This window comes from Streptomyces sp. NPDC003023, assembly GCF_042888225.1.
Classification (GTDB): domain Bacteria; phylum Actinomycetota; class Actinomycetes; order Streptomycetales; family Streptomycetaceae; genus Streptomyces.
Genome location: NZ_JBIAPL010000001.1, coordinates 1,381,959 through 1,401,378, shown reverse-complemented (window position 1 = coordinate 1,401,378; position 19,420 = coordinate 1,381,959). Strand labels below are relative to the sequence as shown.

Annotated in this window: 18 protein-coding genes and 1 pseudogene; 6 read left to right on the top strand and 13 right to left on the bottom strand. The window is 71.9% G+C overall.

Translation table 11 applies throughout. The features are described from left to right. Positions 1–11 precede the first annotated feature (11 nt). The 10 genes from hpnE to ACFYV1_RS05905 all read right to left on the bottom strand — a co-directional run bounded on the left by hpnE (position 12) and on the right by ACFYV1_RS05905 (position 11,205). Entirely contained in the window at positions 12–1,406 is a 1,395-nt protein-coding gene (hpnE, locus tag ACFYV1_RS05950; RefSeq protein WP_389394118.1) for a hydroxysqualene dehydroxylase HpnE, read from the bottom strand. Between the two features lie 487 nt (positions 1,407–1,893). After that, positions 1,894–2,832 (bottom strand): presqualene diphosphate synthase HpnD, encoded by a 939-nt coding sequence (hpnD, locus tag ACFYV1_RS05945; protein WP_389394117.1) that lies wholly within the window; start codon positions 2,830–2,832, stop codon positions 1,894–1,896. Further along, positions 2,829–3,749 (bottom strand): squalene synthase HpnC, encoded by a 921-nt coding sequence (hpnC, locus tag ACFYV1_RS05940; protein WP_389394116.1) that lies wholly within the window; start codon positions 3,747–3,749, stop codon positions 2,829–2,831. The genes hpnD and hpnC overlap by 4 nt, the downstream gene beginning before the upstream one ends. 428 nt (positions 3,750–4,177) lie before the next feature. After that, positions 4,178–4,960 carry an ABC transporter ATP-binding protein gene (locus ACFYV1_RS05935; protein ID WP_389394115.1) on the bottom strand — a complete coding sequence of 261 codons (783 nt, stop codon included), beginning with the start codon at positions 4,958–4,960 and terminating at the stop codon, positions 4,178–4,180. Continuing rightward, on the bottom strand, positions 4,953–5,882 hold the full coding sequence (locus ACFYV1_RS05930; protein ID WP_389394114.1) for an ABC transporter permease: 930 nt from the start codon (positions 5,880–5,882) through the stop codon (positions 4,953–4,955). Before ACFYV1_RS05930 ends, ACFYV1_RS05935 begins: the two co-directional genes overlap by 8 nt. Positions 5,883–5,969: 87 nt before the next feature. Next, positions 5,970–6,854, bottom strand: a complete 885-nt coding sequence (locus ACFYV1_RS05925) for a glycosyltransferase family 2 protein (RefSeq protein ID WP_389394113.1) — start codon at positions 6,852–6,854, stop codon at positions 5,970–5,972. Then, positions 6,851–7,630 carry a CDP-alcohol phosphatidyltransferase family protein gene (locus ACFYV1_RS05920; RefSeq protein ID WP_389394112.1) on the bottom strand — a complete coding sequence of 260 codons (780 nt, stop codon included), beginning with the start codon at positions 7,628–7,630 and terminating at the stop codon, positions 6,851–6,853. The genes ACFYV1_RS05925 and ACFYV1_RS05920 overlap by 4 nt, the downstream gene beginning before the upstream one ends. After that, positions 7,608–8,669, bottom strand: coding sequence for an iron-containing alcohol dehydrogenase family protein (locus tag ACFYV1_RS05915; RefSeq protein ID WP_389394111.1), 1,062 nt, complete (start codon positions 8,667–8,669; stop codon positions 7,608–7,610). The genes ACFYV1_RS05920 and ACFYV1_RS05915 overlap by 23 nt, the downstream gene beginning before the upstream one ends. Further along, on the bottom strand, positions 8,657–9,394 hold the full coding sequence (locus tag ACFYV1_RS05910; RefSeq protein ID WP_389394110.1) for a sugar phosphate nucleotidyltransferase: 738 nt from the start codon (positions 9,392–9,394) through the stop codon (positions 8,657–8,659). Before ACFYV1_RS05910 ends, ACFYV1_RS05915 begins: the two co-directional genes overlap by 13 nt. Beyond that, positions 9,391–11,205, bottom strand: coding sequence for a DUF5941 domain-containing protein (locus tag ACFYV1_RS05905; RefSeq protein WP_389394582.1), 1,815 nt, complete (start codon positions 11,203–11,205; stop codon positions 9,391–9,393). Before ACFYV1_RS05905 ends, ACFYV1_RS05910 begins: the two co-directional genes overlap by 4 nt. 342 nt (positions 11,206–11,547) lie before the next feature. Between ACFYV1_RS05905 and ACFYV1_RS05900 the strand changes: the two genes are divergently transcribed. The 3 genes from ACFYV1_RS05900 to idi all read left to right on the top strand — a co-directional run bounded on the left by ACFYV1_RS05900 (position 11,548) and on the right by idi (position 14,752). After that, a complete protein-coding gene (locus tag ACFYV1_RS05900) occupies positions 11,548–12,489 on the top strand; it encodes a cation diffusion facilitator family transporter (RefSeq protein WP_389394109.1) in 942 nt (313 codons plus the stop codon). 220 nt (positions 12,490–12,709) lie between these two features. Further along, positions 12,710–13,999 (top strand): GNAT family N-acetyltransferase, encoded by a 1,290-nt coding sequence (locus tag ACFYV1_RS05895; protein ID WP_389394108.1) that lies wholly within the window; start codon positions 12,710–12,712, stop codon positions 13,997–13,999. Between the two features lie 159 nt (positions 14,000–14,158). Then, the gene (gene idi, locus ACFYV1_RS05890; protein ID WP_389394107.1) at positions 14,159–14,752 is read left to right on the top strand and encodes an isopentenyl-diphosphate Delta-isomerase; all 594 of its coding nucleotides are present in this window, start codon (positions 14,159–14,161) and stop codon (positions 14,750–14,752) included. A 31-nt stretch (positions 14,753–14,783) separates the two neighbouring features. On the opposite strand, the gene ACFYV1_RS05885 is transcribed toward idi, so the two are convergent. Continuing rightward, positions 14,784–15,260, bottom strand: a complete 477-nt coding sequence (locus ACFYV1_RS05885) for an ATP-binding protein (protein ID WP_389394106.1) — start codon at positions 15,258–15,260, stop codon at positions 14,784–14,786. A gap of 315 nt (positions 15,261–15,575) precedes the next feature. Between ACFYV1_RS05885 and ACFYV1_RS05880 the strand changes: the two are divergent. Then, a pseudogene (locus ACFYV1_RS05880) lies at positions 15,576–16,334 on the top strand (enoyl-CoA hydratase/isomerase family protein); the annotation flags it as partial. Positions 16,335–16,467: 133 nt separating this feature from the next. On the opposite strand, the gene ACFYV1_RS05875 reads toward ACFYV1_RS05880, so the two are convergent. Both ACFYV1_RS05875 and ACFYV1_RS05870 read right to left on the bottom strand, forming a co-directional pair. Continuing rightward, a complete protein-coding gene (locus ACFYV1_RS05875; protein WP_389394105.1) occupies positions 16,468–17,109 on the bottom strand; it encodes a DJ-1/PfpI family protein in 642 nt (213 codons plus the stop codon). Between the two features lie 28 nt (positions 17,110–17,137). Further along, a complete protein-coding gene (locus ACFYV1_RS05870; RefSeq protein WP_389394104.1) occupies positions 17,138–18,136 on the bottom strand; it encodes a GlxA family transcriptional regulator in 999 nt (332 codons plus the stop codon). A 122-nt stretch (positions 18,137–18,258) separates the two neighbouring features. On the opposite strand from ACFYV1_RS05870, the gene ACFYV1_RS05865 reads away from it, so the two are divergent. Both ACFYV1_RS05865 and ACFYV1_RS05860 read left to right on the top strand, forming a co-directional pair. Further along, on the top strand, positions 18,259–19,122 hold the full coding sequence (locus tag ACFYV1_RS05865; RefSeq protein ID WP_389394103.1) for a hypothetical protein: 864 nt from the start codon (positions 18,259–18,261) through the stop codon (positions 19,120–19,122). A 124-nt stretch (positions 19,123–19,246) separates the two neighbouring features. Next, entirely contained in the window at positions 19,247–19,390 is a 144-nt protein-coding gene (locus tag ACFYV1_RS05860) for an LPFR motif small protein (RefSeq protein WP_389394102.1), read from the top strand. Positions 19,391–19,420 lie beyond the last annotated feature (30 nt).

Here is a 19,420-nt window from a genome sequence, read left to right as displayed (position 1 = left end):
AGTACTGGTGCTCACGCCGCCTCCTTGAGCGGATGTTCATGGCGGCGGCCGAGCGCGGAGAGCGCAGCACCGGCGGCACTGAACCCGCTGCGCACGGCGCCCTCCATGGTCGCGGGCCAGCCCGTGGCAGTCCACGCGCCTGCAAGGTACAGGCCGGGGGCACGTGTGTGCGCATCCGGCCGCAGCCGGCCGACGCCGGGGGAAGGCGCGAAGGTCGCCGTGCGTTCACGGGTGACGAAGAAGTCCCGTACCACGGCACCGCGCGCGGCGGGCAACAGCCGCTCCAGCTCGGGCAGATACCTCTTCCGCAGTACGGAGACGGGTTCGTCGATCTCGCTGTGCACGGCCGACTGGGAGACCGCCAGATACTGGCCCTCCTTCACCCCGGATGCCTCCGTGCGGTCGAAGACCCACTGGACGGGCGTCCCGAGTGCGGCGAAGAACGGGCGGCGCAGCACCTTGCGGTCGTACAGCACATGGACGTTGAGGATCGGGGCGGTGCCGATGTCGAGCAGCCGGTCCGGGTCCTCCAGGGCTCCGGCGGGGAGCAGGGCGTGGGCCTCGCGCTGCGCGACGGCGAGCACGACGGTGTCGGCGTCCAGTTGCTCACCGTCCGCCTCGACCCGCCAGCGGCCGTCCGCCGTCCGGTCGATCTCCCGTACGCGGGTGGACAGTTCGGTGCGCACCCCCGCTGAGTCGAGGGCCTTGCGGGCAAGCGTGTCGTGCAGTTCGCCGAGCGGCACACGGGACCAGCCGATGTCGGCGGCGCCGGGCTCCGAGAGCAGCCCGGTCCTGAAGACCATGGCGGCGAGCCCCATGGACGCCTCCGCGGCCCTCGCGTTGAGGGTCGCCACGCCGACGAGGTCCCACAGGGCCGCCACCGCGCGCGGCGACTGGCCGTGGCGGCCGAGCCAGGTGGCGAAGTCGATGCCGTCCAGGGCCGGGTCGGCGGGGTCGAGCCTGCGGAGCGCGAGCGCGGCCCGTCCGACGCCCGCCCGCTCCGCGAAGGACAGATGCGGATAACCGGCGAGGCTCGCGGCGAGATGGAGCGGCACGGGCAGCGCGGTGCGCCGCAGGCGGCCGAGCCGGGGACCGCCCTTCGCCGCGACGTCGAGCACGGGCACGTCCAGGCGGTCCTGGACGGGGGCGAGACCGGCGCCGCCGATCCGGTCGAGGAACCAGCGGTAGGCGGTGCAGCAGCGCAGATAGACGTGCTGGCCGTTGTCCACGGTGAGGTCGCCGCGACGGAAGGAGAAAACCAGCCCGCCGAGCCGTGGGCGGCTCTCGAGCAGGGTGACCCGTACGCCGGCGTCGGCGAGCTGGAGCGCGGCGGTCACTCCCGCGATGCCGCCGCCGACGACGACGGCGGCGGCCTGCCGTGAGTCGGTGATGCCGGGGTCCGTCATGCGATCGCCTCCCTCGTGCGGAGCGCGGACATCGAGCGGAGCGGGCCCGGAGGCACCGCGGCGGGGTTGTCGCGGCAGCAGTCCCGCTGACGGGGGACGTCGCTGTCGGGGCACGCCCGGAGGGCCACCCTCACAGACGCGGCGACGGGCAGCCGGGTTGCCACCGCAGGCGACGACACCGCACGGCGCGAACCGGGCCACACCAGGGACGCCGCAACGAACGGCCGGGTCGCCACCGGCGACCACCACACCGCACGGCGCGAGCCGGACCACGCCGGAGACGCGCCGACGGGCAGCCGGGCTGCCACCGTGGGCGACGGCTCCGGCCCGCCCGACGGGCGGCACAGAGCATGCGTCGCGGACGAGGCAGCGGCGCGCTTGGGGGCGGGACGCGTGCCGGGCGTGGTGGTGGCCAAGGCCGGGGCCGGGGAACCGTCGGAAGCGGACGGCGCTCGTGGAACGTCCCGGTGTCTGACGGGCAGGCGGGTCACCGGCGCCCCCCGTGGTGTCGGCGGGCGTCCAGGCCGGACAGGCCGCGGACGGCGACGTAGGCCTTCTCGTGCCCCGGCAGGGAGACGCGGCCGCGGAGTACGGCCGCGGGGTCGCGCTCGATGCGGTCGAGGAGGCGGCGGTAGATCCCGGCCATGGCCGCGACGCACGCACCGCTGCGCCGGTCGAGCATGGGCAGCAGGCGGTATCCCTCCGCGAACAGGGCCCTGGCACGGCGCACTTCGAAGTGGACCAGGCCGTCGAAGTCGGCGCCAGGCGCCGGGGCCGTGCTGTGGAAGCCGTCGGTGCAGCCGAACTTGGCGAGGTCGTCCGCCGGCAGGTAGACGCGTCCGTTGGCGGCGTCCTCGCGAACGTCCCTGAGGATGTTGGTCAGTTGGAGCGCGAGGCCCAGCGTGTCGGCGTACTCGGAGGCGCGGTCCGCGCCGCGTGCGCCGGGCTGGACGCCGAACACGCCGAGGGAGAGCCTCCCGATGGCGCCGGCGACGCACCGGCAGTACGCCTTGAGGTCGTCCCACGTCTCGTAGGTCTCGCCGCGCACGTCCATCAGGACGCCGTCGATGAGCTCGTCCAGCCCGCCCAGCGGGAGGGGGAAGCGGCGCGCGGCGTCCGACAGCGCCACGGCGACGGGGTCGGTGTCGTCGTCGTCGACGGCGCCCCGCCTGATGCGGTCGAGCAGTTCGCGCGTCCCCTCGAGCCGTTCCTGCTTGGCCTGCGGCTCCAGCGTGCCGTCGCCGATGTCGTCGACGCGCCGGGAGAACGCGTAGAGCGCCGACATGGCCTGGCGCCTGTCCGTCGGCAACAGCCTGATGCCGTAGGCGAAGTTGCGGGCCTGCTGCCCGGTGACGGCCTCGCAGTAGCTGTACGCGGCCTGCACGGGCGCGGGCACCTCGGTCGGTCCCTGCATCGTCCGGCTCATCCCTCTCTTCGCGCTCTTCGCAAGACGGCTCCCACTTCACGCAGCAGATTCGCCTTCGTCGCTCTGGGCGGTCCGGGCAGCACATCATGTCCGGCCGCGGCGATCGCCGAGAGAGCGGCACGCCCACCGGCGACGAAACCCGCCAGCAGCAGCCGCAGCCTGCCGTCGACACTCGCGACCAGCGGCAGCCCCTCGTCCAGCAGTGCGCGGGCGCGCTGCGCCTCGTAGGCGACAAGGGCGCGCACCGAGGCGTTCGCTGTCGGCGCGGCGAGGTCGGGCTCGCCGACGTGGAAACGTTTCATGTCCTCTGCGGGCAGGTAGACGCGGTCGCGCGCCAGGTCCTCCGCGACGTCCTGGAGGTGCTCGACGATCTGCAGCCCGGTGCACACCGCGTCGGAGCGGCGCACGCGTTCTGGGCTCGTGGTGCCGGTGATCGCGAGCACCAGCCGCCCGACGGGGTCGGCCGACAGCGCACAGTAGGCGAGCAGGTCGTCGTAGGTCTCGTAGCGCCGTACGAGCTGGTCCTGCCGGTTGGCGCCGATCAGGGCGAGGAACGGCTCCGGGGTGAGCGCGCGGCGGTGGACCGTGGGCCGCAGGGCGCGGAGCAGGGGGTGGTGCGGGCTCTCGTCGGCGGGGCCGAAGACGCGGTGCAGGTCGGTCTCGAAGGCGTCGAGCAGGGTGAGCCGGTCGCCGGCGTGTTCGGGGTCCACACCGAGGTGGCGGGCGTCCGCGCCGCCCGGCGCGAGGTCGCCGTCGCCGATGTCGTCGACGAGGCGGGCGTATCCGTAGACGGCCATGAGGTCGTCGCGCCAGGCCCGGGGCAGGAAGAAGGGTGCGACGGGGAAGTTCTCCTGGGCGGCCTTGTCGAGTGTGGCGCCGGCGGTGTCGCGCGCGTGCGCGTGCGGGGCGGCCGTCACCGCGCACCGCCGGGACGGAGGACGGCGAGAAGCTCTACGAGCTGGAGATTTCCCGTCATGGCCGTCACATCTCCCGTTCTACACTGCCAACGCAATGCATCCCATTTCGGACACGCCGCCACATACCGCACCCGTGCCCGCCTGTCGGCGACGACGGACTCGACCGGTCGGCCCACGGCATATCACCCGACTTGCCGTGATCAATACCGGTACAGCTTACGTTGCACAACGCCCGGCGGTGCCCCCGGGTGCCGCCCCCGTCGGAACAACACGGCGATCCGGCCCAACCGTGCGGCAGCGCAGGGCACTTGGCCGACCTTTCCGCCGACGGCCCCGTGCCGCGGGCCGCACACGAAGGCCCCCACCGGTCGCCGGGCGGGGGCCTCACGGGCCGGGCGGGGGCCATTGCGGGCCGGGCCGGAGCCGGACTACCTGCCCGTCTCCTTCTCGTACGCCTTGACGACCTCGTCGGTGGGACCGTCCATCAGCAGTTCGCCCTTCTCCAGCCACAGGACGCGGTCACAGGTGTCCCTGATCGACTTGTTGCTGTGGCTCACCAGGAACACCGTGCCGGCCTCCTTGCGGAGCTCCCTGATGCGCTCCTCCGAGCGGATCTGGAAGCGCCGGTCACCGGTGGCCAGCGCCTCGTCGATCATCAGCACGTCATGGTCCTTCGCCGCGGCGATGGAGAAGCGGAGCCTGGCCGCCATGCCGGAGGAGTACGTGCGCATCGGCAGGGTGATGAAGTCGCCCTTCTCGTTGATGCCGGAGAAGTCGACGATGCCCTGGTAGCGCTCGCGGATCTCCTCGCGCGACATACCCATGGCCAGGCCGCCGAGTATGACGTTGCGTTCACCGGTCAGGTCGTTCATGAGGGCCGCGTTCACACCGAGCAGCGAGGGCTGGCCGTCGGTGTAGACCTTGCCGCTCTCCGCGGGCAGCAGACCCGCGATGGCACGGAGCAGGGTCGACTTGCCGGAACCGTTGGATCCGATCAGGCCGATCGCCTCGCCGCGGTAGGCGGTGAAGGTGACCCCCCGTACGGCGTGGACCTTGCGCACGCCGCGGGACTCGCCCTTGTCCCGTCCCAGGATCCGGCTCAGCGCCGCCGTGGCGCTGCCCTTGCCGCCACCGCCCGCGTTGACCCGGTAGACGATGTGGACGTCGTCGGCGATGACCGTCGGGACGCGCCCCTGATTATTCTCAGCCACGACCGTACCGCTCCTCAGCCTTCCAGAAGTACACGAAGCCACCGATGCCGAAGAGCGCGGCCCAGCCGAGCGCGAAGGCCCAGACGTGCGGGGGCAGGAACTCGGAGCCGTAACCGTCGATCAGCGCGAAGCGGATCAGGTCCATGTAGATGGCGGCCGGGTTCCACAGGAGCACGTCCGCGACCCAGGTCGGCTGGTCCTTCAGGTACTCCCCGATGGAGAACAGCACACCGGAGGCGTACATCCACGTCCGCATGACGAAGGGCATCAGCTGCGCGAGGTCGGGCGTCTTCGCACCCGCGCGGGCCATGATCATCGCCAGGCCGGTGTTGAAGACGAACTGCAGGAACAGCGCAGGGACGACGAGCAGCCACGACAGTTGCGGATAGTTGCCGAAGGCGACGGCAACGGCGAACACGACGACCATCGAGTACATCAGCTGCTGGAGCTGCTGCAGGGAGAACGCGATCGGCAGCGAGGCGCGCGGGAAGTGGAGGGCGCGCACCAGCCCGAGGTTGCCGGAGATCGCGCGGACGCCGGCCATCACCGAGCTCTGGGTGAAGGTGAAGACGAAGATCCCCATCACCAGGAAGGGGATGTACACCTCCTTGCCCATGCCACGGCCGGCGTTCAGGATGAGGCCGAAGATCAGGTAGTAGACCAGGGCGTTGAGCAGTGGGGTGGCCACCTGCCAGATCTGCCCCAGCTTCGCCTGGCTGTACTGCGCCACCAGCTTGGCCCGCGAGAAGGCGAGAATGAAGTGGCGCCTGCCCCACAGCTCCTTGACGTACACGGCCAGACCGGGTCGGGCGCCGCTCACCGACAATCCGTACTTGTCGGCGAGCTGTGACGGAGAGAGGCCGTCGTCGGGTGACGGCGTCGGGCTCATCGTGATGGCACCGTCATGGGTTGTGTCACTCACAAGTTGAAACTTTCGTGTTCAAGATGCGCGGCGATTCGAGGCGCGGCCCGATGGGCTGCCGCCCAGATGTTCCCAGAGCCGAGCTTGTCAGATAACAGGAGGTCGGCCCAGCCTGGTGAGTCGCCATACGGTACGCCACTTCATGGGGCGGCGCGGTCCGCAGGGGGTGCTCCAGCCCTCCTTGAAACCGCCGAACCAGGCCTTGAGCGCGGGCAGCGACGGGCGGCGGACCAGGGTGAGGAGAATCCACACGCCGAGGTAGAGCGGCACCAGCGGCGCGGGCAGGTTGCGCCGCGCGACCCACACGCGGTTGCGGGCCACCATGCGGTGGTAGACCGCGTGCCGGGACGGCGGCATCGTCGGGTGCAGCAGGAGCATGTCCGCGCGGTATTCGATGGACCAGCCGGCGTCCAGCGCGCGCCAGGCGAGATCCGTCTCCTCGTGGGCGTAGAAGAACTCGTCCGGAAGCCCGCCGACCTGGCCGAGGACCTTCGTGCGCACGGCGTTGGCGCCGCCCAGGAAAGTGGTGACGCGCGAGGAGCGCATGGGGTCGGAGGCGCGCAGCCGGGGAACGTGGCGGCGCTGGGTGAGCCCGGTCTCGGGGTCGGCGATACGGAAGCTGACGATGCCCAGTCCGGGGTCCGCGTCGAAGGCCTCGCGGACCAGTCGCGCGGTGCCGGCGTCGGGCAGGAGCCCGTCGTCGTCGAGGAAGAGCAGGACGTCGACGTCCGAGCCGCCGGGCCCGAACGCGTCGATGCCGACGTTGCGGCCGCCCGGAATGCCCAGGTTCTCCGGCAGGTCCACGGTGCGCACGCCCTCGGGCACGTCCACCACGGGGGCGCCGTTGCCGACGACGACCACCTCGATCGGGTCGCCGTCCTGCTTCGCGACCGAGTCGAGGAGGGCACGCAGCTCGTCGGGCCTGGTGCCCATCGTGATCACGACGGCGCCCAGTTTCAGTGAAGCGGTCATTTCAGCCTGCTCGAGGCCAGGATGGAGACCAGGTGCAGCAGTGTCTGCAGCAGCGCGATGCCGGCCAGCACGGCGACGCCGAGACGGGAGAAGAACAGGTCGCCCCGGACCTGGTCGAGGACGGCAAGCAGCAGGATGAGCAGCGACGCCTCGATGCCGAGGACCAGCCGGTGGAACTTCAGCGCGGCGGCGGCCCGGCGGGCGAGCGCCATGCCGGACGAGCGCGGCTCGGCCGCGGCCTCCTTCACCGGCGGCTTCCCGCCCTGGTGCCGCGCGACGCCGACCAGGTCGGTCTCCGCCTTGATCAGGATCGCGCCGAGCGCGGCGAGGGTGCCGAGAAAAGCCCACAGCCAGTCGATCCGGCCGCTGCCCCACAGGTCCGCGGCGCGCAGGCCGAAGCCGACCAGCACCGCGGCGTCGCACAGGTAGGCGCCCACGCGGTCCAGGTACACCCCGGAGAGCGAGAACTGCTGCTTCCAGCGCGCTATCTCCCCGTCGACGCAGTCGAGCAGCAGGTAGAGCTGCACCGCCACCACGCCGAGCACGGCCCCCCAGACACCGGGAACCAGCAGGGCCGGGGCGGCGAGGACGCCGGCGAGCGTCATCACGTAGGTCAGCTGGTTGGGCGTGACCTTGGTGTTCACCAGGTAGCGGTCGACGCGCAGCGAGATCTCCCGCATGTACAGGCGCCCGGCCCAGTGCTCACCGCTGCGCCGGTCCTTCACCCCGGCGGGGTGAACGACCGGGCGGAGTTCAGCTACCGATGGTCTTGGCATAGTCGGCGTACGCGTCCCTGATCTGGTCGTCGGTGAGGGCAAGGTGCTCGAGGATGGTGAAACGCCCCGGGCGGGTCTGCGGCGCGTACGCCACGGCGCGCACGAACTCCTCCGTGGAGAAGCCGATCTCCGCCGGCAGCACCGGCAGGCCGTGCCGGCGCAGCACCTCCGCGAACAGCCCCGCCTCGTCGTGGGCACCGCGCAGGTGCATGGCGAAGGCCGCGCCGAGACCGCACTGCTCGCCGTGGCTGGCGGCCCGCTTGGGGTAGAGCAGGTCGAAGGCGTGGCTGATCTCGTGGCAGGCGCCGGAGGCGGGTCGGGAGTCGCCGCTGATCGACATGGCGATACCGGTCAGCACCAGGGCCTCGGCGAGCACGGTGAGGAACTCGTCGTCCCCGACGCCGCCGGGGTGGCGCAGCACGGACTCGCCCGCCATGCGCCCCATGGCGGCGGCGAGGCCGTCCACGGGCTCGCCGTTGATCTTGTGCGAGAGCTCCCAGTCGGCGATGGCCGAGATGTTGGAGATCGCGTCGCCGATCCCGGAGCGCACGAAGCGGACCGGGGCGTCACGGATCACGTCGAGGTCGATGACCATGGCGATGGGCGTCGGGACGCCGTAGGAGCCGCGGCCGTTGTCGTTGTCGAGCGTGGACACCGGCGAGCAGAGGCCGTCGTGCGACAGGTTGGTCGCGACGGCGACCAAAGGCAGGCCGACCCGCGCCGCGGCGTACTTCGCCACGTCGATGATCTTGCCGCCGCCGAGGCCGACAACCGCGTCGTAGCGGCTGCCCTTGATCTCGTCGGCGAGCTTGACCGCGGCGTCTATGGTGCCGCCGGCGACCTCGTACCAGTCGGCACCGGGGAGTACGGGCTCGAGCTTCTCGCGCAGCTTCCTGCCCGAGCCGGCGCTGGCCGCGACGGCCAGCTTGCCGGACGCGGAGATCCGCTGGTCGGCCAGGAGGCCGGCCAGATCCTCGAGAGCGCCCCGGTTGATGTCGACGACGACCGGCGACGGAATGAGCCGGGTCAGTACTGGCACGCGATCTCACGGCCCTTCGCGAGGTCGTCGTGGTTGTCGATCTCGACCCACTTGACGTCGCCGATGGGAGCCACGTCGATCTTGAAGCCGCGGTTCACGAGCTCCTGGTAGCCGTCCTCGTAGTACAGGTCGGGGTCGCGCTCGAAGGTGACCTTCAGCGCGTCCGCCAGGTCGGCGGCCGCATCGGGCTCGATGAGGGTGACACCGATGTACTCACCGGTGGCGGTGGCCGGGTCCATCAGCTTGGTGATCCGCTGCACGCCCTTGTCGCCCTCGGTGATGACCTTCATCTCCTCGTCGGCGAGGCTCTTCACCGTGTCGAGGGCGAGGATGATCTTCTGCCCGTTGCCGCGCGCGGCCAGCAGGGTCTTCTCGACGGAGACGGGGTGCACGGTGTCGCCGTTGGCGAGGATGACCCCCTCCTTCAGCACGTCACGGGCGCACCACAGGGAGTAGGCGTTGTTCCACTCCTCCGCCTTGTCGTTGTCGACGAGGGTGAGCTTCAGCCCGTACTTCGCCTCCAGGGCGGCCTTGCGCTCGTAGACGGCCTCCTTGCGGTACCCGACCACGATCGCGACCTCGGTGAGTCCGATCTCGGCGAAGTTGCCGAGCGTCAGGTCGAGGACGGTGGTCTCGCCGTCCACGGGCACGAGGGCCTTCGGAAGCGTGTCGGTGTAGGGACGCAGTCGCCGTCCGGCACCGGCTGCCAGTACGAGGCCAATCATGCGGGTTCTCCTTCGTCGTGTACGGCGGGTGCCTGCGAGGACACCCAGAAGCGGATGCTCTCGACCAGCACCACGAGCGCCACGGCCACAGCGATGACCGTGAGCGCGATGGTGAAGTCCGTGTTGTCCAGCAGGGCGGCGAGCAGTGCGACTGCCAGGACCCGTCCCTCGTGCCCGCCGATCACCCGCACCAGCCAGTGCGGAGGCGCGCCCGTGCCGCCGCGGATGCGGTACACGGTGTCGTAGTGATGGTAGGCGACAGCCGCAACCAGACCGAAAGCCGCCGGCAGCGCCCCGTTCACCCCGGCGTCGGCGGCCAGGGCGAGGATCGTGCCGTACTCGGCGGCCCGGAAGACGGGTGGGACGAGCCAGTCGAGGGCGCCCGTGAGGGGGCGGGCGACGGCGATGCCGGACGTGATGACATACAGCACGGCTGCCACGGCGGGCCAGACCGAGCCGTGTCCGGCGAAGATCGCGGCGACCAGGACCGCGGTGGCGCCGGCGACCGCGGCCGCGAGCGGGACCGGGCCGGGCAGAAAGCGCACACCCTTGGCGGCGGCGCCGGCGACTGCTCCGGCGAGCGGACCGGAGTCCGCGAGGTCGGCGAGCGCCTGGGCCGCGCGGTCCGTGCGGTGCGCCCTGCGGGTCAGCGAGCGCAGCACCCGGCCGGCGCTGGTGTAGCAGGCGGCGAGCGAACAGCCGACGAGCAGCGCGTAGAAGACGATGCGCGGAGTGGTCACGGCGGTGAGCACGGCGATCATCGCCCAGCGCTCACCGATCGGCAGCACGATCATCCGGCGCACCCACACCGTCCAGCCGACGCTGTCGAGCTTGCTGGACAGCGCCGCGGTCGGACTGGTGTTCGCGGTCGCGTCGTGGTTGGCCTCGTTGAACGAGAAGTCGACGACATGGCGGCAGGTCTGCAGGACCATCGCCGCGAGCGCGAGCGCCCATACGTCGTCACCGCCGCGGGCGGCGCCCAGGGCGAGGCCCGCGTAGTACGCGTACTCCTTGGCGCGGTCGAAGGTGGCGTCGAGCCAGGCGCCCATCGTCGAGTACTGCAGGGAGTAACGGGCGAGCTGCCCGTCGGTGCAGTCCAGTACGAAGGAGAACAGGAGCAGCAGGCCGGCCGCGACGAAACCGACACGGGTGCCGGTGGCCGCGCAGCCCGCCGCGAGCAGCGCTGTGAGCAGCGACGCCGTGGTGACCTGGTTCGGGGTCAGCCCGCGCCGGGCGCACCAGCGGGCGATGTAGCGCGAGTACGGGCTGATGCAGAAGGTGGTGAAGAAGCCGTCGCGTGCCTTCACGGCGGAGCGCAGCCGTACCGCCTCGTCGTCCACGGCCTCCACGGCGGCGCGCGCCCGGTGCCGCTCCTCCGCGACCGAGGGCACCTCGGCGACCAGCGAGCCCAGTTCCGGGCGGTGCACGTCCACGCCCTGGGCCTCGAGCTCCGCGGTCACCGTGTCGACGACGCCGTCACCGCCGACGGCTCCCGCTCCCGCGGGCACCGTCGCGCAGACGGCTCGCACCGCGGCGGTCAGCGCAGCGCGGCCGGCCGGCCGGGCCGTGAGCGCGCCGGTGACGGCGGCGAGGGGGAAACGCGGATCGGTCAGGGCCAGCCGCAGGGCGTGGACGTGGCCCACGAAGCGCGGGTCGACCACGGCGACCCGGTCGGTGCCGGCCACGGCTGCGACCAGTTCGGCGATGTGCTCGGGTCCGCCTGCGACCCGCACGTCGAAGCCCAGCGACCGCAGATCGCCCTCGAGCGACGATCCGGGTACCGGCGGACCGGTGAGGATGACGGTCGACAGACGAACTCACTCCTTGGAGCTGATGGTGCGGGAGCACGGCGGCCCTGCCCGGTGGACGGGCGGCGGCGTGTCGGCAGAGGCTATCGGATGCGGGGAAGCCGGAGTTCACCGGCCGTTCACGCCCTGGCGGCCCCCGGAGATCATCATGGTCGATCCGCGCCCCGCCTCCAAACCGCGACGTCGCGCCGGTCTCCCGGCCGACCGGTGCGATGCACGGCGCCGATCCGATTTCAGCAGGTCAGAGCATATGACAACGGTGTTCAGTGCCGTGTTGCCCGATACCCCCCGCCCGTAGTTCACTGGGTCCGACCGAGGTATGCGCGACAGACGAAGGGCACCGACATGGGGGCTGGGCACGACCACGGGCACACCCACGGCGGTCCGCCGCCGACGGGAACCGCGGCCGCGGCCTACAGAGGCCGGTTGCGCATCGCGCTCGCCATCACACTCGGTGTGACGGTGCTGGAGATCGTCGGCGGCGTGCTGTCCGGTTCACTGGCGCTGCTCGCCGACGCCGCGCACATGGCGACGGACGCCGTGGGTCTCGCCATGGCCCTGCTGGCGATCCACTTCGCCAACCGCCCGGCGGGTGAGAACCGCACCTTCGGATTCGCCCGTGCCGAGATCCTCGCGGCGCTCGCCAACTGTGTCCTGCTGCTCGGCGTGGGGGGCTTCCTGCTCTACGAGGCGGTGCAGCGCTTCATCGAGCCCGCGCAGACCCGCGGCGGCCTGACCGTCGTCTTCGCGCTCGTCGGCCTGGCGGCGAACATGGTCTCGCTGAGCCTGCTGATGCGGGGGCAGAAGGAGAGCCTCAACGTCCGCGGCGCCTATCTGGAGGTCCTGGCGGACGCGCTCGGCTCGGTGACCGTACTGGTCTCCGCGGGGATCATCCTGGCGACCGGGTGGCAGTACGCGGACCCGATCGCCTCGCTCGCCATCGGCGTGATGATCGTGCCGCGCACCTGGCGGCTGCTGCGGGAGACGCTGAACGTGCTGCTGGAGTCGGCCCCCAAGGGCGTCGACATGAGCGAGGTGCGCGCCCACATACTGGCCCTGCCCGGCGTCGAGGACGTGCACGACCTGCACGCGTGGACGATCACCTCCGGCATGCCGGTGCTCTCCGCCCACGTGGTGGTCAGTCAGGACGCGCTGGACTCGGTGGGGCACGAGAAGATGCTGCACGACCTCCAGGGCTGCCTCGGTGCGCACTTCGACGTGGAGCACTGCACCTTCCAGCTGGAGCCCGTCGGTCACGCGGAGCACGAGGCCCGGCTCTGCCACTGACGCCACGGCTGCTGCTAGGGTCTTCCGAGAGACGATCATGTCCCACCGCCCTTGAGAGGAGCTGAGGTAGATGACCGCCGCAGTGGAGGCTGCCCCGCGCAGCACCCGGTCCTTCCTCATCCTCCGGGCCTCCGTCCGACTCTGACCCGATCCGGTCCGGTCTCCACCGGCCCGATCGCCCACATCGGCCGGAGCCCCTTTCGAACAAGGGTTTCCGACGTTGTCCGACAACGCATTGCACGACGCCTTCTTCGCCCTGCACCACGGCCTTCCGCGGCAGGGCCCCGGCTCCGACGACACCTCCGCGCGGCTGCTCGCCATGGCGGGCCCGCTGCCCTCGCGTCCGAGGGTGCTCGACCTGGGCTGCGGCCCCGGCCGTTCCGCCCTGCTGCTCGCCGAGCGGACCGGCGCGGTGGTGACGGCGGTCGATCTGCACGAACCGTTCCTCGAGGAACTGCGCCGCGGGGCAGCGGCGCGCGGCCTCGGTGACACGATCCGCACCGTCCGCGCCGACATGGGCGCACTCGCCGACGCCGGTCTCGCCGACGGCTCGTTCGACCTCGTCTGGGCGGAGAGCTCGGCGTACAGCATCGGTTTCGACACCGCGCTCGAGAAGTGGCGGCCGCTGCTCTCACCTCCAGCCGCCCCGGGGCGCGGGGGGACCTCCACCGGCGGCTGCCTCGTCGTCACCGAGTGCGAGTGGACCGGCGGGGCACCGTCGGCCGGGGCCCGCGCATTCTGGGACCGGCACTACGCGCTGCGCACCACCGCGGAGAACTGCTCGGCGGCCGTCGCGGCCGGCTACGACGTACTCGGGGTGTACCGGCAGCCTTCGAGTGACTGGGACGAGTACTACGGCCCGCTGGGCGCGCGGGCCGACGCGGCGGACCCCGGTGCACCCGGCATGGCCGAGGCCCTCGCCGCGACCCGCGAGGAGATCGCCGTGCGCCGGGAGCACGGATCCGAGTACGGATACACCGGTTACGTCCTGCGGCCCCGTGATCCCCGCTGGCTCACACGTCCCGAGACGGCCGCCGACGTCCGGGCGGTGCACGAGGTCAACGCCGCCGCGTTCCCCACCGCCCACGAGGCGGATCTGGTGGACGCGCTGCGCCGCGACGGCGAGGCGTGGCTGCCCGGCCTGTCGTACGTCGCGGAGGCGGCCGACGGATCCCTCGCGGCGTACGCGCTGCTCACCCGGTGCCGGATCGGCGGCACGCCGGCGCTGGCGCTGGCACCGGTGGCGACCGCGCCCCGTCATCAGCGGCAGGGTGCGGGGCAGGCGGTGGTCAGGGCCGTGCTCGACGCGGCACGGGCCCGCGGCGAGGGACCCGTTGTCGTCCTCGGACACCCGGAGTACTACCCGAGGTTCGGGTTCGAGGTCGCTTCCGGACACGGGATCAGGACATCTTTCGAGGTGCCGGAGGAGGCCCTGATGCTGCTGGCGCTGGACGGCTCCGGGGAGGTACCGGACGGCACGGTCCGGTATCCGGCGGCCTTCGGGGTCTGACGGACTTGTCCGCCCCGCAGCGCCCGCGCGCGGCGGGGCGGACATGCCAGGCTTCCTGCGAAGTGCGGACAAGCCCGTTCTGTGCGGCAGACTGAGCGGGGCCCAGGGTCCTTCCTCCGGAAGGTCCGCGGGGCCGAAGGACCGATGCGAAGGACGGTTATGCCGATCACACCAGCCACCGCGGCGACCAGTTCGTCGAACGGCTCAGCACCAGCGATCCTGCTCGAGCTGGTCGACGAGGAGGGCAACACCATCGGCACGGCGGAGAAGCTCTCCGCCCATCAGGCACCCGGGCGGTTGCACCGCGCGTTCTCGGTGTTCCTCTTCGACGAGCGGGGGCGGCTGCTGCTGCAGCGCCGTGCGCTCGGCAAGTACCACTCCCCCGGTGTCTGGTCGAACACCTGCTGCGGCCACCCGTACCCGGGCGAGGCGCCGTTCGCGGCCGCCGCGCGGCGTACGTACGAGGAGCTGGGGGTCTCGCCCTCGCTGCTCGCGGAGGCGGGCACGGTCCGCTACAACCACCCCGACCCGGATTCGGGTCTGGTCGAGCAGGAGTTCAACCATCTCTTCGTGGGGATGGTGCAGGCTCCGCCGCGGCCGGATCCCGAGGAGATCGGTGAGACGGCGTTCGTGACGCCGGACGAGCTGGCCGAGTTGCACGGCCGGGCGCCGTTCTCCGCGTGGTTCATGACGGTGCTCGACGCGGCGCGGCCCGCGGTCAAGGAGCTGACAGGACCGGCCGGAGGCTGGTAGCGATCGTCCGGCGCCGAGGCGGCGCGGCACCTCACACGGTCGCCGCGCCGCCCGTGAACTGGGGCACCAGCGGCAGCTCCGCCCAGATGATCTTGCCGCCGGTGGCGGTGTGCTCGACGTCGCAGGTACCCCCGGCCTCGCGGGTGATCTCTCGGACCAGCAGCAGCCCTCTGCCGCCGGTCTGTGCGGAGTCGGTCTCGAGGGCCTTGGGGCGGTAGGGGTGGTTGTCCTCCACGGAGACCCTCACCCAGTGCGTGCCGATGGCGACTTCCACGGCGACTTGAGGTGAGAGCAGCGCCGCGTGGCGCACGGTGTTGGTGACCAGCTCGGAGACGATCAGCAGCAGCCCCTGCACGATGTCGTCGGCGACCGGCACGCCCTGGCGGGCGAGCAGGTCCCGTACGGCGTGCCGGGCCTGCGGGACGGACACGTCGAGAGCGGGAGCGGTGAACCGCCACACACCCTCGTACGACAGCGGCCGGGCCGGCACGCTCCCGCGGCTCTCCATAGTCCGGCACCCACCTTCGGCTCGTCCCACTGACCTTCGGGTAACAAGTGTTGGCAGTCCGTTGGTCCGGGCCCCACCACTGAACGGAAGTGAATGTCTATCGACGGCTTTTGACCGGATGCGTATGACAGCGTCAGATGTGCGACTGGTCGAAACCGCCTTCTGTCCGCTTCTCCAAGCAAATCGTTTCAGCACTCTTATCGACCTTCCGTCCGGTCCCGTCGACCTTCCGTCCGGTCCCGTCCCTGCTCGTGAGACCGTTCGCCGGACCCCTCCTTGATCACGGAGCGGGCCCCGGCCGATAGCATCCGCCGCATGGAGTCCCCAGAGGCGCGTCCGCCCCGGCTGAGACACACCGTCGCGGACGGTGTCGCCACCGTCGTGATCAGCAATCCCGCCAAGCGGAACGCCATGACCGCCGACATGTGGCGGGCGCTGCCGGGGCTGCTCACGGAACTGGCGCCGCGGACGGACGTACGGGCGCTGGTGCTCACCGGTGAGGGCGGGACCTTCTGCGCGGGCGCGGACATCTCCTCGCTGCGGACCCCCGGCGTGGACCCCCAGGCGCTGGCGGTGGTTGCCGAGGAGGCACTCGCGGCGTTCCCCAAGCCGACGCTCGCCGTCGTGCGCGGGTACTGCGTGGGCGGCGGCTGCCAGCTCGCCGCCGCCTGCGACCTTCGCTTCGCGGAGCAGGGAGCCCGGTTCGGTGTGACACCGGCGAAGCTCGGCATCGTCTACCCGGCGGGCTCGACCCGCCGGCTTGCGGCACTGGTGGGCCCGGCGGCCGCCAAGTACCTGCTGTTCTCCGCCGAGTTGATCGACACGGAACGGGCGCTGCGGACCGGACTCGTCGACGAGGTGCTGCCGGCGGACGAGCTGGGCCGGCGGGCCGCGGAGTTCACCAGGATCCTGGTGTCGCGCTCGCAGCTCACGCAGTGCGCCGCGAAGGAGTTCGCCGCCGGTCGCACGGACCGGGACGCCCACTGGGCGCGGCAGGCGCGCGGCAGCGGCGACACCGAGGAGGGGGTCGCCGCCTTCCTGGAGCGGCGTGCGCCGCGCTTCGGCTGGGCTCTGGAGCCTGCGGGACTCTCCGGGGCCTCCGGGCCCGAGGAGGCGGGCGAACCCAAGAGGGCCCCCGGGAACGAGGAGGCGGGCGAGCGCAAGAGGGCCGGCGGCCCCGACGGCACCGGCGGGGCCCCGGGGACCACTACCGGAGTATGAAGCGGCTCCCGCCGCGGAACTCCTCCACCAGATGCTTCGGCGCCTTCTGCGGCGAGCCCGCGTCGTAGGGCGGCTGGGGATCGTACTCGGTCAGCAGCTGCACCGCCTGGGCGTGTTCGTCCCCGGCGAGCCTGCCGACCAGCGCGAGTCCCATGTCGATTCCGGACGAGACGCCCGCGGCCGTGACGTACTTGCCGTCGGTCACGACCCGGCGCCCGGTCGGCTCCGCGCCCAGCCGCTTCAGTTCGTCCAGGGCCAGCCAGTGGGAGGTCGCCTCGCGGCCCTTCAGCAGCCCGGCCGCGGCCAGCAGCAGCGAGCCGGTGCACACCGACGTGGTCCAGGTGCTGGTGGTGTCCACGGCCCGCAGCCATTCCAGCAGCGCCTCGTTCTCCATCTGGCCGTCCTGGCCGGGGCCCCCGGGGACGACGACGATGTCGGGTTCCGTCACCTCGTCCAGGGTCCTGGTGGCGACGAGATGGAGTTCGCCTGCGTCGTTCGCGAAGGGCCCGGTCCGTTCGGCCACGAAGACGACCTCGGTGTCGGGGAGACGGCAGAGCATCTCGTAGGGGCCGACGGCGTCCAGGGCCGTGAAACGGTCGAAGAGCAGGACGGCGATCTGCGTGGTCATGCGGCGTTGCCTTCCGTCGGGTGCGTACTCAGTGGGCCGGTTGCCGTGCGGGGCGCTGTGCGGGGTGCTGTGCGGGGCCGCGGAAGCGGCGGCGGTATTCGGCGGGCGCCACGCCGAGGGCCTTCACGAAGGCCCTCCGCATGGCCTCGCTCGTTCCGTATCCGCAGGCGCGCGAGATCTTCGTGACGCCGTCGGCCGTGTCCTCGAGAAGCCTTCTGGCGTGCTCGAGCCGTACCCGCTCGACGTAGCGGCCCGGTGTCGTACCGGTCTCCGCCTGGAAGGCGCGGGCGAAGTGGCGGGGTGAGAGACCCGCGCGGTGCGCGAGCGACTCGACGGACAGATCGGCCTCCGGGTGCCGGCTGACCCAGTGCTGCACCTCGCGCAGCGGCTCACGGGTGGCTGTCTGGGCGGCGAGCTGGGCGCTGAACTGGGCCTGGTTGCCGGGGCGGCGCAGGAAGACGACGAGATGGCGGGCCACGGTGAGGGCGACGTCCCGGCCCAGGTCCTCCTCCACCAGGGCCAGCGCCAGATCGATACCGGCCGTCACACCCGCGGAGGTGGAGATCCGCCCGTCGCGGACGAAGATCGGATCGGGTTCGACGTCGACCTCCGGGTAGGTGTCGGCGAGATGCCGGCAGGCACGCCAGTGGGTGGTGGCCCGGTGGCCGTCGAGCAGCCCCGCCCGCGCCAGCAGCAGCGCGCCGGTGCAGACCGAGACGAGGCGTCCGGCCCGCGGCCCGTTCTCCCGGAGCCAGTCGATCAGCCGCGGGTCGGGGCTGCCGGTGCCCTCGCCGCCGGGGACGAGGAGCGTGTGCGGGGCCGGGGCGTCGGTGAGGCTGCCGTCGGGCACCAGCGTGAGGCCGCTCGTCGTCCGCACCGGCGAACCGTCGAGCGTGACGGTACGGATGCGGTACGCGGACGGGTCGCCGCAGGCCCGGCGGGCCCCCTCGAAGACCTCGACCGGCCCGCTCACATCAAGGCTCTGCACGTCGCCGAAGAGGACGACGAGCACCGTTCGCTCCGTCATGCCCCCATCGTCAGGATCCTTGAGCGCGTCCGCAATGACGAGAACCCCACCTTTCCTGCCATCCCCGCGGTCTCGGAAACCCTGCCCTTCCACCCGTACTAAGCAGTCGCTAACCTCGCTCCATGACCTCTCTGCACCCCCGCGCGGGACGCCGCTGCCACAACGCCCTCAACCCGATGAGCTCGACGGTCTGGTTCTCGCCCGACTTCGCCGAGGAGCTGGGGCGCGCGGGCGTGGCGGACCCGAGGGCCGCGTACTTCGCGGGCCGGGCGGCGCCCATGGGCGCGGTGGGGCCGGGTGCGGTGACCGCCGCGTTCTACAACTTCAACCACGAGCTGGTGGCCAAGCACCTGCCCGCCGTGTGGGACACCGCGTCGCCGCGCACGGTGCTCGAGGCGCGGCTGCGCGCCGCCGACGCCACCCTGCGGCGGCTGCTCGGCGAGGACGTGATCTCCTCCCCCGACATGGCGGAGGCCGCCCGGCTCGCCCTGAGCGCGTCCGAGGCGTGCACCCGGCACGCCCGTCCCCTCTATGCGGCCAACGCCGACCTGCCCGTACCGGCCGAACCGCATCTCGCCTACTGGCACGCGGCGACGCTGCTGCGTGAGCACCGTGGCGACGGCCATCTCGCGGCCCTGCTCGCGGCCGGTCTCGACCCGCTCGAGGCGCTGGTGAGTCACACCGCCACGGGCAAGGGCATGGCGCCGCGCTGGATCCTCTCCACCCGTGGCTGGGGCCAGTCGGACTGGGAGGCCGCACAGGCACGCCTCCAGGATCGCGGACTGCTCGACGCCGAGGGCGAGTTGACCGAGGCGGGCACCGCGGTGCGGGCCGAGCTGGAGGAGCTCACCGACCGCCTGGACCGCGCACCGTACGAGCACCTGGGCGCGGCCGGCGTCGAACGCCTCACCGAACTGAGCCGCGGCTTCCTGATGACCGCCGCCGTCGCGGGCGCGTTCCCCGCCGACCTCGTCGGCAAGGACTGACCTGGACGCCCGGGCGACGGTTCGTGCCGGGGGCCGGGCCGGGGCCGGGCCGGGGCCGGGACGTTTGGCGGGAGGCGATCACGGCTACCCGCCGGACACAACGTCCCCGACCTGGAGGTCAATTGTGCTCCGCTCCATCGCAGACGCCTTCCGCATGATCGGCTCGGCGATCGCCACCGTGGTGACGCTGCCGTTCCGTCTCCTCGCCCGGCTGTTCGGCGGCGCGTCCCACAGCGCGTCGCGCGGCGGAGGGACACGGCGCGTCTGAGGCACGCGACACGGCGCCCGGCCACCCGGC